This window comes from Paenibacillus sp. BIHB 4019, from assembly GCF_002741035.1.
GTDB lineage: Bacteria > Bacillota > Bacilli > Paenibacillales > Paenibacillaceae > Pristimantibacillus.
Genome location: NZ_CP016808.1, coordinates 3924058 through 3938902, shown reverse-complemented (window position 1 = coordinate 3938902; position 14845 = coordinate 3924058). Strand labels below are relative to the sequence as shown.

Below are 14845 nucleotides of genomic sequence, written 5' to 3'. Positions count from 1 at the left end.
GCGTTGGCTGCTTATACCGAATGAAGCTCCCGATAATCTTGCGGGGTCATGCCGTACACCTTCTTGAATACTTTGATAAAATAAGGCGCATTCTGGTAGCCGACTTTACTGCCGATTTCATAGATTTTCAGCTTTGAGTTGCGGAGCCAATAGGCTGATTTCTCCATGCGTATTCGCTGTATATAGTCGCTCAAGCTTTCATCGGTTGCCGCCTTATACACTTGAGAGAGATACACGGGATGCAAAAAAACATGCTCTGCGATCATCGTCAAGGAAATCGTATGAGCCAGCTGCTCGTCAATGAATCGCTGCACCTTCTTAATGAGCCTGGATTGGCTGCCCATGGCCTCGGTCTCAAGCGCGCTGCGTATGTTTTCCGCCAATCGCATCAGCTTATCCCGCAGCCGCCGCTGCTGTCTTAAAGACTCGAATACCATCATATGCTGCTCTTCTATTTCCAAAAAATCAAACAAGCCATACCCGCTTTTATGGGCAATAAAGCTAAGTGTGCCTGTAACGGCACAATAAACCTCCAATGAATGCTCCGCAGAGCCGTCAAAATCGGTCTCAAGCTCATCGAAAATCAAGCCCAGCTTCTCCATAAAGGAATCCCATCTCCCCGACTCCAGCAGATCCGGCAGCAGCGGCGGCTCATACAAATGCTTGAATGTGCGTACCGGCGCCAGCACACGCTGCTCGCCGAGCGAGAGAAACAATCCCCTCCCAGCGCCAATATGCTTGAGATAAGCTGTCAGCGCCAGATGATAGGAGGATGACAACTGATCGGGAAACGCTCCCCAAGCACTAATGACAATCGAGATTGACCCATTCAAATATCGCTGCACTTGCTCCTGTAAATATAGGCAGCGACGCATAAGCTCCTGCTCCGCCATTGCGCCAGCGATGCCGCTGTTTCCATCCAAAGCCTGAACCACAACGGCCAAATAGTCACGGGAATCGCTGCACATCCATATTTGATAAAAATCGCTGAGCACCTCCTCGGCAATATTGCCGACCGCATATTCGAGCAAAGCCCGATCATTGTGCCCATATTGGAAAAAAGGCTCCTCCAAACGGATGAGCAGCAAACTGGCAGCATGCTCCAGCGAGAAAGGAAGCGCGAGCTTCTGGAGCCTCTTTTCTAAAGCAGCTGGTGGGATCACCCGATTTTCGAGCAAATCAATCAGCAAATTCCGCTGCAGCAGCGGCAAATTTTCCCGTAATGCCCGCTGTGTGTTATCACGCGAAATGGCTGCTTCCTTTTCCTTCTGTACAGTCAACAGCGCCTTCTTAACTGCGCTAATCAAATCCTCGTCATTGACCGGCTTGAGCAAATAATTAGAGGCGCCGCTAGTCAGCGCTTGCTTGGCATATTCAAATTCGGCATAGCCGGTCAGCAAAATAACAGCGGTCGAGCCTGACGATTTGCGCACGCGCTCCATCAGTTCCAAACCGGAAATGCCCGGCATCCGTATATCCGTAATCATCAGATCAATGGCGCATTTGCGCATAATGGCCAGCGCATCCGAAGCTGAAAAAGCTTTATGAATCTCAATGCCGGCCATACCGTATTCAAGCAGTGTTGCCGCAACCCCTTCAACTACGGAACGCTCATCATCAACGATCAAAAGCTGGTACATGGCCGAATCTCCTTTTTTCTCCCGACATACTTACAGCGTCCTGTGCAGCCTTCATTCGCCCACTTACACCCTACCGCTCGCTCTCACTCGCGTTCGCTTGGAAGAGCACTCCACCGTATCGTTGCGCGAAGGCCCCCTTCAGCGGACTGCTCCAACGTGAGGCCCGACGTCCCGCCGTATTTATGAACAAGCCGCTGATGGACGTTGCGCAGGCCGCAGCTCTCGTCCAGCACCGCATTAGAGCTGATTTTCTGCCGCAGCCGCCGCAGCTCCTGCTCACTGAGACCCACACCATCATCTTCACAAATGATTTCATATCCCTGCTCGCCGCTTAAACCCATGACCCTAATCATGCCTGCCCCTTCTCTAGGCTCTATGCCATGAATAATGGCGTTCTCAATAATTGGCTGCACGATTAGCCTCGGCAGCTTGAGCTCCAGCATCGCATCCGGAATTTTTATTTGAAAGTCGATGCGGTCCATTCTCATATTTTGAATCGACAAATAGTTGTGGATCAGCTTGATTTCCTCGCGCAGCGCCGTTTCCTGCTGATCTACATGCGTTGTATAGCGGTAATAGTCGCCAAGCTTGACCGCCATTGCCATTACCGCGTCCCGCTCGCCAATGCGCGTCATATTTTTAATGAAAAATAAGCAATTGTATAGGAAATGCGGATTAATTTGCGATTGCAGCTGCTTCAGCGTAGCTTCTCTGGCATGCAGCTTCTCCGCATAGATGCTGTTGATTAAATGCTGGATTTGCTCGCTCATTAAATTGAACTGTTCAAATAAATAACCGAATTCATCATGCTTGCGGCTGCCAACACGTACGGAGTAATCGCCCCTGCGCAGTCGCTTGGCGGCCAAAAACAGCTCCCGAATCGGAACCTGCACATTACGATAAAGCAAAAATGCAGATAACACGCTAATAAGCAAGATTAAACTCAGCGATAGCCAAAACCAATTTCGGCTAGAGGTTATCGGGGTTAAAATGTTCTCCAGCGGCATGTATTCGATTAAATACCAGCCTGTAGCCTCCGACTTGGCATAAAGAATCATATACTGTTCGTTTTGCAGCGAGGCTAGAAAAGTCCCTTGCTTGACATCCTCCTTATTTTTCTCAAACAGAGGCAGCAGTTCATTAATTCGCTTCATGTCCGCTGTACGCGCAACGATGGGCGCTTCATTTTCATGATATAAAAAAGGGTCGCCGGGGCTATCCGCCTTAAACCGGGTCAGCATATCCGTAATATCTCTCGTATCGACCCGAATTTCGCCTACCAGATCGGCTTGCTCCAAATCCTCATAAACGAACAGCGGCTCCACAATTCGATAGACGAAAGCGTTCGGTATACGGCTATTATCCTCTGCGGAATAAGTCCAGATGAAAGGCTTGAGCCCGCCTTTGTGGACCATATCGACAAACTTTTGCTTGTAGGAAATAGAGTTATGCGTACTGACTACTTCTCCAGAAAGGGGCGCAAATAACGTATAAGCACGCTCCAGGATGCCTGCCTTCCCTTTAATCTCCAAATCCTCCTGCACGCTCAGCTTTGCCTCAAACAGCTCTGAATCCGTGCTGGAGGGGGTCAGCGATATAAAGGCGCGTACTAGCGGCTCAATTCCTAAATTATTGACTGAGATCATATATTGATCGAATTCGGCATCTATCTGCTGTACAAAAAAAGAAAGCTTATCCCCGCTGTTTTGCCTGATTTGCTCTTCTACAACATGAATGCTTATTTGGTTCGAATAGGAATACAAACCGACAATAGGGATGAGCAGTAGCCCCATAATGGCTAATATTTTTTTGAAAATATTTGATTTCTCCATTACGGAGCCTTCCTCCCTGAGCAAGAAAAGCGCCCTATTCCCCTCCTTAAGGGAACGGACGCTTCTGTTGTTTGCCTGATGTTAGATTGTTGGATGACTTATTTTTGAACAGCGGCATACCATTCATTAACCTCTTCGGTAATGGTGTCCCCAGCAGAAGCCTTCCACTGTGTGACGAACGTGTCAAAGGAATCGATCGGGCTGCCGCCATAAATGATTTTATTAAACGTTTCCTTCTCGCTTTTGCTCAGGAAATCCCAACGCTTCTTGTAGGTTTTGGTCGGAGAGCCAATGTACAGATTAGGCATCGCATATTCCCGCTGGCTGTAGTTGACAGCACCCGCGGTAATATTTTTATCCAGCCCTCTGGACTGCTTCTGCTCGAACGCTGTAACCGGCTCCTTGCCGCTTGCCAAATCGTTCATCGTCTCCATAACCAGAGAAGGGATGCGGGCCCCATCAAACAGAAGGGTATATTTCTCAACATTCATAAGCGGCTTATCTGCCGGAAACTTAGCTTCATCCCAGACTGGCTGCCCATCCTGAAGCATAAAATCATAGCCTTCTTTAAAGCCGTATTCAAACGGACTTCCCGACTGCGGATTGCCCTGCTGTTCATATAACAGATTGGCATACATAAAAAAAGCTTCCGGATGCTTGAAGTCCTTATTAATTAAAATAACGCCATTGCCCGTACCCGATTTGCTGCGGCCAATTTTCCCATTCGGTCCAGCAGGCAGCGGATATGCGCTGTAGTCGGCATTTTTATCCACCTCTTTAACCGCTGGCAGCGGCCAGCCTCCTGCCCAATACGGAGCAACAACGATTCCCGCCTTGCCTGATGAAAATAATTCAGCCGCCTTGCCCTCATCATGCAATCCCGCTTCCTTGTGGATGTAGCCCTTCTCCATCCACTCCTTCAGCTTCCCAAGCACCGTCTTCACTTCGGGCGCAATCGAGCCGTATGCAAGCTTGCCTGTCGCGGCGTCCAAATTCCACTGCCCCGGCATCGCACCGTATGCTCCGAACAGGAAATCCGCATCAGCGAGTCCCCATGTGTTCATGCCATTTTTCAAGCCAACAGCCAGCCCTACGGTGTCCTTCTTGCCATTGCCGTCTGGATCGGCATTCGTGAACAGCTCCATCATTTTTTCCATCTCTTCGATCGTTTGCGGCGCCTTCAAATTAAGCTTTTTCATCCAATCATCTCTGATCCATAAAACGGTATCATTATTGTTGGAGTAATCGAGAATCGGAATCGCGTACCGTTTGCCATCACGAACATAAGGATACCAGACTGTTTCGTCTTCCGCCATCGCTGATTTGTAAGCATCGCCCGCATACTTGTCAAACAGGTCGCCAACGTCAGCGAACTTGCCGGAATCAATTAAGGCGTCTATAACATCCTGGGAGCCCCGGTATTGAATAATATCTGGAAGATCCTCGTTTGCGGACAAAATCAAGCGGATTTTCGTATCAATCGCACTGCTGTCAGCCGTCCATAAATAATTGAGATCGATATTGAACGTATCCTTGGCCCACTGGACATGAGGATTATTGTTGATATCCTCCCCGGCGCGAAACTTCACATCAGTGGTCATTTGGCGAACGATATTGATTTTAAGCGGCTCCTCGTATTTGCCCGCTTTCATCGCTTCAGCTGCGGCTTCCACAGCTTGCGGCTGTGAAGCGTTATTTGACGCTTCCTCATTTACTGCCGATGAGCAGGCGGTCAAAGCAGTCATGCCCAGCATTAATGCGCTCAATAATGCGGTCGTTTTTCTCCAGCTTTTATTCATCATAGATAATCCCCCTATTTAATGGCTCTATTCCTTCACGGAACCGAGCACAATCCCTTTAACGAAAAATTTTTGCAGAAACGGATACACGATAATAATGGGCAGCGTAGCAATAAAAATTTGCGCCGTTTTCACCGTCCGGTTCGACAGCTCCTTCATTTCATCCGCATTGACGCTCATGCTGCTTAAGTCCCGCTGGACTACAATCGTCTGCAAAAGCGTAGACATAGGATACTTTTCGGCGTGCGTCATGTAAATAAGTCCATCAAACCAAGCATTCCAATGACCGACCATTGTAAAGAGGCCAATCGTTGCCAGTGATGGGAGCGATATCGGCAAATAAATTTGCCATAATGCGCGAAAGTGGCCCGCTCCATCGATAAACGCCGCTTCCTCCAGCGCTTTCGGCACCGATGTGCGAAAAAAATTCATCAATAAAATCGTATTATAAACGCTAACGGCTCCCGGAAGCACAAGTGCCCATACCGTATTGAGCAGCCCCAGCTTTTGTACGACAATATAACCGGGAATCAATCCGCCGCTAAACAGCATTGTAAATACGAAAAACCAGGCATATATATTTCTGCCCCTGAATTCAGAACTCTCTTTAGACAAGGCATAGCCAATCAGAATCGACAAGGAAAGCGCAATCGCTGTGCCAAGCACTGTCCGAATGATTGAATTTCCAAAAGAGCCGATAAAAAAAACATTCGTCAAGGTAGACTTATAGGCATCTAGGGAAAAACCGATCGGCCACAGCTTTACCAAATTGGCATCGGCTGCCGCCGCGGTACTGAACGATACCGCAAGCACATGAAGGAGCGGTGCTATACACATGAAGGACAACAGGGCTAGAAAAGCAACGTTGAATGTAGAGAAAACACGATACGAAATTGAACGATGAAACATGCCGCTCCCCCCTTAAAAAATACGATAATTGGCCAGCTTGTAGGCAAGCCTGTATGAAATAATAATCAAAATAAAGCTCACTAGCGATTTGAACACTCCTACCGCTGTGCCAAAGCCAAAATCGCCGCCTAGCAAGCCTACTCTGTAAACATAGGTGTCGATAATATCTCCTTTTTCATACACAAGCGGGTTGTATAGATTAAAAATCTGATCGAAGCCGGCATTCAAAATGTTGCCGAGCGATAAGATCCCAACCACAATCGTAATGGGCAAAATAGACGGGATCGTTATCGAAAGGGTCTGGCGCCAGCGATTCGCTCCATCTATAAGCGCCGCTTCATAATATTCAGGATTAACGCCCGCAAGCGCTGCTAGAAAGATAATGGTCGAGAAGCCGAAATCCTTCCATACGTCGCTGACAATGACCGTCAATCTAAACCAATTCCCATCTCCAAGGAAAAAAACCGGCTCGATCCCAAACACCGCAAGCAGCTGATTGACAAGTCCGCCATCTGTAGAGAGCATATCGAGCAAAATGCCCCCAAGAATGACCCAGGATAAAAAGTGGGGCAAATAGACCAGCGTTTGCACAAACCGTTTAAACAGCATTTTACGCACTTCATTGAGCAGCAGCGCAAAAACAAATGGAACAATGAGATGCGCTACAATTTTGATGCCCGCGATCAGCAGCGTATTCCATATCACTTGCCTTGCATCCGGATATTCAAACATCAGCTTGAAATTTTCCATGCCGATCCATTCGGAATCCAAAAATCCAAGCTGGGGCTTATAATCCTGAAAGGCCATAACGAGTCCGAGCATCGGCAAATATGAAAAGATCAGAACAAGGACAATTCCCGGAATGAGCATGACGTGCAACGGCCAAACAAGCTTGAAATTCCACCTCCGCATCGCTCTTTGTTTCAATAGCTTCCCCTCCATTTAACCATCTTCTTGTTTATTGTTAGCGGTTACAGAAGCTATTGTAGCTTTCTGGAGCAACGCGGAGATATAACAATGTTTTAGGATTCATGTTGCATAGTTAAGGAAACGTCCCGTTAGGATAATAATGATGAGCAAGATGGAATGAAAAGGATGGAGGAGGGTGGCGGAACGGTGATGAGTGAAAAGGAACGGTGATGGACAATTATGAACGACAATGATGAATGTCCATGTAAGATCATAAATGACTATAAATGACAATAAAGAAAAATGCACGACGAAAAGGGCTGCTCCGCATATGCGAAGCAGCCCTTTTCTTGATTTGTGATTCTTATTCGTAAATGTACGAGCAGCAGTAGTCCGCTACCGTCGCAACTTGAAGCTTGAATTTCGTGTTGGCAGGCACAGTGAACTCGCCTTTGCCTTGAATGTGCAGCCACTCCGTCTCGCCTGGAAGCAGCACTTTCAAATCACCAGCAAGAATTTCCATAATTTCTACGCAGTCCGTACCGAACTCGTAGTCGCCTGGCAGCATAATGCCGAGCGTTTTTTTCGTTCCGTCCGCGAACAATACTGCGCGGCTTGTTACTTTACCGTCAAAATAAACGTTAGCTTCTTTGACGACCGTTACATTTTCAAATTGAGACATGGCGGGTATAATCTCCTTCTATTTCGAAAATTAAAGTACGGATTTCACTTTGCTTACTACGTTCTCAACCGTAAAACCATATTCAGCAATGACGCGGTCGCCAGGAGCCGAAGCGCCGAAACGGTCGATACCGATAATCGTGCCTTGATCGCCAACATAACGCTCCCAGCCGAATGGGGAAGCCATTTCGATAGCAACACGAGCTTTAACTTCAGGAAGCAATACAGAATCTCTGTAAGCTTTGTCTTGCTTCTCGAACAGATCCCAGCTCGGAAGGCTGATAACGCGAACTTGAATGCCTTCTTCTGCAAGAGCTTTCTGAGCAGCAACAGCCAGCTGAACCTCGGAGCCTGTAGCAATGATTTGCGCTTGCGGCTTGCCGTCTTTTGCATCAGATACAACGTATCCGCCGCGGCGGATGCCATCGCGAGCATTATCTACAGAACCTTCAAGAATCGGCAGGTTTTGGCGAGTCAGAACAAGCGCTACTGGATTGCTTGTGTTCTCCAGCGCATAAGCCCATGCTGCGGAAGTTTCGTTGCCGTCAGCGGGACGGATAACGGTCAGGTCAGGAATGATGCGGATCGAAGCAAGCTGCTCGATTGGCTCATGTGTAGGACCGTCTTCGCCCACAGCAATACTGTCATGCGTAAGTACGTATACAACAGGAAGCTTCATCAGTGCTGCCAGACGAATAGCTGGACGCAAGTAGTCGGTAAATACGAAGAACGTACCGCCAAATACTTTCAGACCTGTATGAAGGGCAATACCGTTCATTGCAGCTGCCATACCAAACTCACGAACGCCGAAATAAATATTGCGGCCATCGTAGCTGCCTGGCTTGAACACTGGCAAGCCTTTCAGGTGAGTCATCGTCGAGCTTTCAAGGTCAGCGGAGCCGCCAACAAGGCTAGGAACATTTTTCGCTAGGCCGTTCAGGGCATTACCGGAAGCTACGCGAGTCGATACAGGCTTGTCTTCTGTTGTGTAAACCGGAAGATCTGCATCCCAGCCAGCTGGCAATGAACCGGAAGTTGCGATTTCGAATTGAGCCGCAAGCTCAGGATTCGCTTTTTTGTATTCAGCAAACAAAGCATCCCATTTCGCATTGGACTCTTCGCCTTGCTTCTTCACTTCTGCGAAGTGTGCGCGAACTTCGTCTGGCACGAAAAATTGATTGTCTTCTTCCCATCCGTAGAACTGCTTAGTCAGCTTCGTTTCTTCAGCACCCAGCGGCGATCCGTGAGGACCAGCATGTCCGCCTTTGCCGCCTTTGTTCGGGCTGCCGTAACCGATAACCGTCTTCACTTCGATCAAAGTCGGTTTTGCATGGTCTGTTTGCGCTTCTGCAACCGCTTTGGACAAAGCATCCAGATCGTTGCCGTCTTCTACGCGCAGCACTTGCCAGCCGTAACCTTCAAAACGCTTTTGAACGCTCTCCGAGAAGGACAGGCTCAGCTCGCCATCAAGGGAAATATCATTCGAATCATATAGGACAACCAGTTTGCCCAGCTGCATGTGACCAGCCATGGAAGCCGCTTCATGCGAAATACCTTCCATCAAATCGCCGTCGCCACAAATGGCATAAGTATAATGGTCGATTACGTTAAAGCCTTCTTTATTGTAAGTAGCGGCAAGCTGCGCTTCTGCAAGCGCCATCCCAACACCCATAGCCACGCCTTGTCCCAGTGGACCAGTCGTTGCGTCAACGCCAGCTGTGTGGCCAAACTCAGGGTGACCCGGAGTCAGGGAGCCCCATTGACGGAAGTTTTTCAGTTCCTCAATTGGAAGATCGTAGCCGGACAGGTGCAGCAGGCTGTAAAGCAGCATGGAGCCATGCCCTGCGGAAAGTACGAAACGGTCGCGGTTTACCCAACTCGGGTTAGCCGGATTGTGAACCATGTTTTTAGCGAAAAGCTGATAACCCATTGGAGCTGCACCCATAGGCATGCCTGGGTGTCCAGATTTTGCTTTCTCAATCGCATCGATCGCAAGCGTACGGATCGTATCAATCGAAAGCTGGTCAACTGATTTTTGAGTAACTGTCATTAGCTTGTTTCCTCCTAAAATCCATTCTGGTCTTCTTGTTTTAAGTGTTGCTCTCTCTCTTTAGAAGCATGGCAAGGTGAAACGGCTTTCGCCGTCCTCTGGCGGCGCGGCGCGTTTCATTCCGAGAAATATAGAGAATGGATGAGAACATATCCTTTCCTATATTTCAAGGTGAAACGGCTCTCGCCGTCCTCTGGTGGCGCGGCGCGTTTCGTTCCGCGGGTGCAATATAAGCCCATTTATAAGTGTAAAACTTATAAATTCTTATATTTTGAAAAAGAACTTTCCTGCGGAAAGCCCGCATTTTTCAACATGCTTATAGGTGGTGCGCAATTGAACACAATGGCTTTGAACATTGTAACACCCGCCAGAGCAGTTTGCCTATTAAAAAATATTGATAAATAACCGCGAAAATCCTAATTAAATACGACAGTCTTGTTATGATGAACGATAATCCGGTCCTCAATATGCCATTTAACTGCACGGGCAAGAACGACACGCTCAATCGTGCGTCCAATCCGCTTCAAGTCGTCCACATTGTCCCTGTGGCTGACCCGCTGCACATCCTGCTCGATAATCGGACCGCCATCCAGCTCCTCTGTTACATAATGCGCCGTAGCGCCGATAATTTTCACGCCGCGCTGGTAAGCTTGCGCATACGGCTTGCCGCCAACAAAAGCAGGCAAAAAGGAATGATGGATATTAATAATGCGATTCGGAAATTGCTCGATAAATTTCGGCGAAATAATTTGCATATAACGGGCAAGCACAATAATGTCTGCTTTATCCGCAACGACCTCCATCTGCTTGCGCTCCGCTTCTGCTTTCGTATCGGCAGTGACCGGGATGTGGTGGTAAGGAATGCCGAAGCCTTCAACCATTTCGCGCATATCCGGATGATTGCTGACAACCATGGCAATATCGGCGTCAAGATCGCCGGCTTTCCACTGCCACAGCAGTTCCATCAGGCAATGATCTTCTTTGGAAACGAAAATCGCCAGGCGTTTTTTGCGGCTTGCACGGAACGTATGCCATTTCATATCGAAACGGTCGGCAACGCGGGCAAAATCCTCTACTAATACGGGGAGTTCCTTGTCGAGGTCCGCCAAATCGAACTCAAAGCGGATAAAAAACATTCCGCCCTCCGGGTTCATGGTGTACTGGTCGGACTGCACAATATTCGCCCCATGCTCATATAGAAAATGGGAAACGGCTGCCACGATGCCCGAACGGTCTGGGCAGGAAATGAGCATGCGAGCCCGTCCGCTCTTGGCGGACGGCTGCTGCGATATAGATGGTGATGACATGTATTTCAAACTTCCTTCCTTCAACTATTATCTTCATTCTATTCATCAATTATAAATCATTATTTTTAGAGCACAGCATTGCCTGCAAACCATGCTGTAATCCGTTGATTAATTTGCTCTTCTGTCAGTGCTGGCGACAATACGCCGCCTTCAATAATGAGGTCGTAAATCCGCTCCATTGGTTCGCGCGGATCAGCTTTTCTTGCTTTGGCATCCGCCTTAAGCAGCTCCCATGTCGATAGCACGAATGCACGGTCAATGCCTTGCGGAGCAAAAAACTGCTGGAGCTTCGCAACATCCTCCAGAAAGCTGTCGCCAAACCGCTGCTGGACTTCTCCGCGAAGCAAGGCGATTTCTACTTCGTACATCGGACGCTCCGTTTTCGCATCCTTGCCAATCCATGGCGTCTCCAATACGAATGGACGCCCTTTAAGTGCCTCATGATGGACAATGGATTGGATGGCATCATAGCCCAAATATCCCGAGCCTATCGGCGTATGGCGGTCCTTTGCCGCTCCGCGCGGATTTTTGCTGTCATTCACGTGAACTACTGCAACTCGGTTAAGCCCTACCAGCTTGTCAAACTTGTCCAGCACGCCGTCCAAATCATCAACAAGATCGTAGCCCGCATCATGCATATGGCAAGTATCCATACAAATGGTCAAGCGATTGTTGCTTTGCACCTTATCAATAATCGCTGCCAGCTCTTCAAAGCTGCGGCCAATTTCCGTGCCTTTGCCGGCCATCGTCTCAAGCGCAATATTAACATTCGTTTCCTTCGTGCCTTCCAGCACCGCATTCAACCCTTCGGCGATCCGGCCAATGCCATATTCAGCATCCTTGTCGGTATAAGCGCCTGGGTGCAACACGATGTTCTGCACACCAATAGCAGCGGTACGGCGGATTTCCTCCTTCAAAAATTCAACAGCCAGATTATAAGTGCTGTCCTTGTAGGAGCCGAGATTGACAATATACGGTGCATGAACAACAATCTCATCAATACCTGCTGTTTGCATCAAAGCTTTGCCTTCTTCAATATATAGCGTGTCTATCGGCTTTCTTCGCGTATTCTGCGGTGCGCCGGTATAAATCATGAATGTGCTGGAGCCATAAGAAATGGCCTCCGTTGCTGCGGTCTGCAGCCCTTTGTCCGAAAATGAAACATGGGAACCGATTTTCAACATCGTTATATAACGCCCCTTTCGGTTTATCACACCTATTTTACAAGGAATGTCGAAATAAATCTAGTAAGGAGCAAACTACGCAAACAAGTTGTCCAATTCGCCTAGATCCTTGCTAATAAAGGGTTTACCATAAACCCCCACTTTAGGGTGGACGCAAACTCATGCATCAACATGCACTGAATTGGGGCTAAATTGGGGCTGCATTTTTTAAAAATACGGGTAGACGCTGACGGAAATTGACAAGAATACGAGTAATTATCTTAGCAGGGTTGTCAGGGATTTTTCGCAATTGATTCAAGAACATATGTTTGCATATAATATAACCAACAAGGAGGCGTTGGTTATGAGCAAGAAGCTTGAAGATAACGGATTGTGGGAAAGCAGCTGAATGATTTTGCCTGAGCACAAAGCCGGATATTTACAATTGGTGAAGGAACGCCACCGAAGAGAACGCATCGAATTGGATGATCAGGAAAAAGAATTGATATCTATAACCCTGAGAACGTCATTTAAGCATCGCGTAATACAAAAAGTACGATCCCTGGGATGAAAGGCGTGTCGAAGGTATTGTGAACGCCATAGCTGAGCTGAAAGGCGCGTTTAGGGTAGAGGATGACTGGTTTGAAATTAAGGACATCGAACGTGTAGAACAATACGAGGACTGGTAACAAAAAAAGAGCCGCAGGGACGCTTTCTCCCACGGCTCTTTTTCAATTTATAACATCACACTAAAAATAATTGAACTATCCTAAACTAGATTATTAGAATTTTATCGTGGATATAGCATGTTTATATATCATACAATTAATACCTTTATGATTCTGAAGTACAATGCAGTATCGATCATAAAATAAGATTATCCCCTTCATTTGTACTCCGTTAACGGTAATAATGACACACTCGATTAATTTCTCGGCTAAATTCCTCAACTGATAGTCTTGCACCAATTCAAAATTATTGCTTTTTTTATTCATTTTTATCCCTCTCTCTGGTATAAGGATTATGGTAACCAAGTTTAATATAGCATAATTTTTAAACCAGAGGGAACGAGAAGAGCCGCAGGGATGCTTTCCCATACGGCTCTTTTCTACCTTATATCTTTAAATTTTGTATTATTTCTGGAAGCATATATAATCCTGCGAAAACAATCATAAAACATACAGTCGTTATAAAAGTAAATCTCAAATCCTCTTTATCTAAAGAAACACTCTGTTGGATAAAGGGTATCTTGGAGTACGCCAATATAAAAGCAAGTATGGCTAGACACACTAAAAACATTAGGCCAGTACCTTTTGTGAAAGTTGTCTTTTTAGCTACCGTATTAGCAAGGCTAGGCAAGCCTCCATCCCCATCAGGTAGAGCTGAAACCCCTATATTAATAAGCATCTTTACGAACCTTATCCTTCCAATCTAGATACGCTCCAATTATACCCGTTATTGATAATACAATACCAGCAATTGAGCTCAACGGACCGAGTAATCCAGAAATGGCAGATGTTGAAAAAACCGCTAAGGCAGCTGTGCAAAGTATCCAAATAAATGTGTAGTACCTATAGAGGAGATGTTTTTTATCCATCACACTAATCACCCTCCTAATTTCTTCTTCGACATTTATTAGTGATATACTAATTGTACCATATGCAGTATCAATCATAATAGAACTAATACCCATTTCCTGAACTTCTAAAAACAGGTTAGGTAGATTATACTCTTCATGTCGAGTGAGTCCTTTTGTGAACCTTCCAGTATTCATGTTTAGCTCGTTAACAACTGTTCCCGATTCTGTGTACTTATATACAGAGGGGTTAGTCTGTCTCATTAGTGATGAAGTCACATTCAAACCTCCCATATTAAAGGTACGTATTTCGGCAGACGGTCACAGCAGTATTTCAACACTCCATTAATTTGATGATGTTCCTTGGGGACTGAAGTAAATATGTCTAAATCAACTAATGGAGAAGTCGATTGAATTTCCAACTCAACTTTTCCCGAATTGGCCATTTTTCCAGTGCCAATTTGGTGATGAGCAATTGATACATTCAAGAAAAACTCGGAGTTATCCTCAATCATAAATCCAAGATTAGGCTGCAACAATGGAGTATCAGTATTTCGTTTAAGAAACCCGACATCTTTAAAGAACTTATTCAGAACTTTAAGAGATGACTGCTTAGCATCCTTAATCGATTCATCAACAAAATGCGCCCTAACCCCTATGTGGTCGGTTTTCTCGACTTCAAACTTCCTAATAACATTAGGAATTACTTTACTTGCTACAGAATTGAAATGAGAAAAGTCTTTAGGTGTGTCACAATCAATAACTACCCTGTTGTTATGAACGAAACATTGTATGTGTCTTGACGGTTAATAAAATGCAATTATCCCCTCATTCATATGGCTATCATCCGATATCGAGAAAATATTTTTCAGCTCTTTTATGAGGGAATTTATCGTTCTTGCATCTTTAAATAAAATCGCATTTTCGAAACGCACTTCTGTAAAAACTTTGACTAGTTTCATAGAGCCCTCTTTTAGTA

Annotated in this window: 12 protein-coding genes; 1 reads left to right on the top strand and 11 read right to left on the bottom strand. The window is 46.4% G+C overall.

Translation table 11 applies throughout. The features are described from left to right. Nucleotides 1–11: 11 nt before the first annotated feature. The 9 genes from BBD42_RS17115 to BBD42_RS17075 all read right to left on the bottom strand — a co-directional run bounded on the left by BBD42_RS17115 (nt 12) and on the right by BBD42_RS17075 (nt 12311). On the bottom strand, nt 12–1640 hold the full coding sequence (locus BBD42_RS17115; RefSeq protein ID WP_099519140.1) for a response regulator: 1629 nt from the start codon (nt 1638–1640) through the stop codon (nt 12–14). Between the two features lie 83 nt (nt 1641–1723). Continuing rightward, nucleotides 1724–3472, bottom strand: coding sequence for a sensor histidine kinase (locus tag BBD42_RS17110; protein WP_099519139.1), 1749 nt, complete (start codon nt 3470–3472; stop codon nt 1724–1726). A gap of 98 nt (nt 3473–3570) precedes the next feature. After that, on the bottom strand, nt 3571–5274 hold the full coding sequence (locus tag BBD42_RS17105) for an extracellular solute-binding protein (protein WP_237163131.1): 1704 nt from the start codon (nt 5272–5274) through the stop codon (nt 3571–3573). A 24-nt stretch (nt 5275–5298) separates the two neighbouring features. Then, nucleotides 5299–6180: a carbohydrate ABC transporter permease gene (locus tag BBD42_RS17100; protein WP_056041352.1), complete on the bottom strand. Its 882-nt coding sequence runs from the start codon at nt 6178–6180 to the stop codon at nt 5299–5301. A 12-nt stretch (nt 6181–6192) separates the two neighbouring features. Continuing rightward, nucleotides 6193–7122, bottom strand: coding sequence for an ABC transporter permease (locus BBD42_RS17095; RefSeq protein ID WP_099519138.1), 930 nt, complete (start codon nt 7120–7122; stop codon nt 6193–6195). A gap of 331 nt (nt 7123–7453) precedes the next feature. Continuing rightward, entirely contained in the window at nt 7454–7771 is a 318-nt protein-coding gene (gene ppnP / locus BBD42_RS17090; RefSeq protein WP_046233271.1) for a pyrimidine/purine nucleoside phosphorylase, read from the bottom strand. 30 nt (nt 7772–7801) lie between these two features. After that, a complete protein-coding gene (gene tkt / locus BBD42_RS17085; RefSeq protein ID WP_099519137.1) occupies nt 7802–9820 on the bottom strand; it encodes a transketolase in 2019 nt (672 codons plus the stop codon). A 416-nt stretch (nt 9821–10236) separates the two neighbouring features. After that, nucleotides 10237–11127: a formyltetrahydrofolate deformylase gene (gene purU, locus BBD42_RS17080; protein ID WP_056041348.1), complete on the bottom strand. Its 891-nt coding sequence runs from the start codon at nt 11125–11127 to the stop codon at nt 10237–10239. A gap of 65 nt (nt 11128–11192) precedes the next feature. After that, nucleotides 11193–12311, bottom strand: a complete 1119-nt coding sequence (locus BBD42_RS17075) for a deoxyribonuclease IV (RefSeq protein WP_099519136.1) — start codon at nt 12309–12311, stop codon at nt 11193–11195. A 388-nt stretch (nt 12312–12699) separates the two neighbouring features. Between BBD42_RS17075 and BBD42_RS17070 the strand changes: the two genes are divergently transcribed. Continuing rightward, nucleotides 12700–12861 carry a YolD-like family protein gene (locus BBD42_RS17070; protein ID WP_237163130.1) on the top strand — a complete coding sequence of 54 codons (162 nt, stop codon included), beginning with the start codon at nt 12700–12702 and terminating at the stop codon, nt 12859–12861. Nucleotides 12862–13072: 211 nt separating this feature from the next. On the opposite strand, the gene BBD42_RS32870 is transcribed toward BBD42_RS17070, so the two are convergent. Both BBD42_RS32870 and BBD42_RS17055 read right to left on the bottom strand, forming a co-directional pair. Next, nucleotides 13073–13285, bottom strand: a complete 213-nt coding sequence (locus BBD42_RS32870; RefSeq protein WP_172455530.1) for an RNA chaperone Hfq — start codon at nt 13283–13285, stop codon at nt 13073–13075. A gap of 401 nt (nt 13286–13686) precedes the next feature. After that, nucleotides 13687–14145 (bottom strand): hypothetical protein, encoded by a 459-nt coding sequence (locus BBD42_RS17055; RefSeq protein ID WP_099519133.1) that lies wholly within the window; start codon nt 14143–14145, stop codon nt 13687–13689. Between the last annotated feature and the right edge of the window lie 700 nt (nt 14146–14845).

Excerpts from the sequence above, each read along its gene's own strand:
- BBD42_RS17115 (WP_099519140.1), bottom strand. The coding sequence starts at position 1,640 with ATGTACCAGCTTTTGATCGTTGATGATGAGCGTTCCGTAGTTGAAGGG.
- BBD42_RS17110 (WP_099519139.1), bottom strand. The coding sequence starts at position 3,472 with ATGGAGAAATCAAATATTTTCAAAAAAATATTAGCCATTATGGGGCTA.
- BBD42_RS17105 (WP_237163131.1), bottom strand. The coding sequence starts at position 5,274 with ATGATGAATAAAAGCTGGAGAAAAACGACCGCATTATTGAGCGCATTA.
- BBD42_RS17100 (WP_056041352.1), bottom strand. The coding sequence starts at position 6,180 with ATGTTTCATCGTTCAATTTCGTATCGTGTTTTCTCTACATTCAACGTT.
- BBD42_RS17095 (WP_099519138.1), bottom strand. The coding sequence starts at position 7,122 with ATGGAGGGGAAGCTATTGAAACAAAGAGCGATGCGGAGGTGGAATTTC.
- ppnP (WP_046233271.1), bottom strand. The coding sequence starts at position 7,771 with ATGTCTCAATTTGAAAATGTAACGGTCGTCAAAGAAGCTAACGTTTAT.
- tkt (WP_099519137.1), bottom strand. The coding sequence starts at position 9,820 with ATGACAGTTACTCAAAAATCAGTTGACCAGCTTTCGATTGATACGATC.
- purU (WP_056041348.1), bottom strand. The coding sequence starts at position 11,127 with ATGTCATCACCATCTATATCGCAGCAGCCGTCCGCCAAGAGCGGACGG.
- BBD42_RS17075 (WP_099519136.1), bottom strand. The coding sequence starts at position 12,311 with ATGTTGAAAATCGGTTCCCATGTTTCATTTTCGGACAAAGGGCTGCAG.
- BBD42_RS17070 (WP_237163130.1), top strand. The coding sequence starts at position 12,700 with ATGATTTTGCCTGAGCACAAAGCCGGATATTTACAATTGGTGAAGGAA.
- BBD42_RS32870 (WP_172455530.1), bottom strand. The coding sequence starts at position 13,285 with ATGAATAAAAAAAGCAATAATTTTGAATTGGTGCAAGACTATCAGTTG.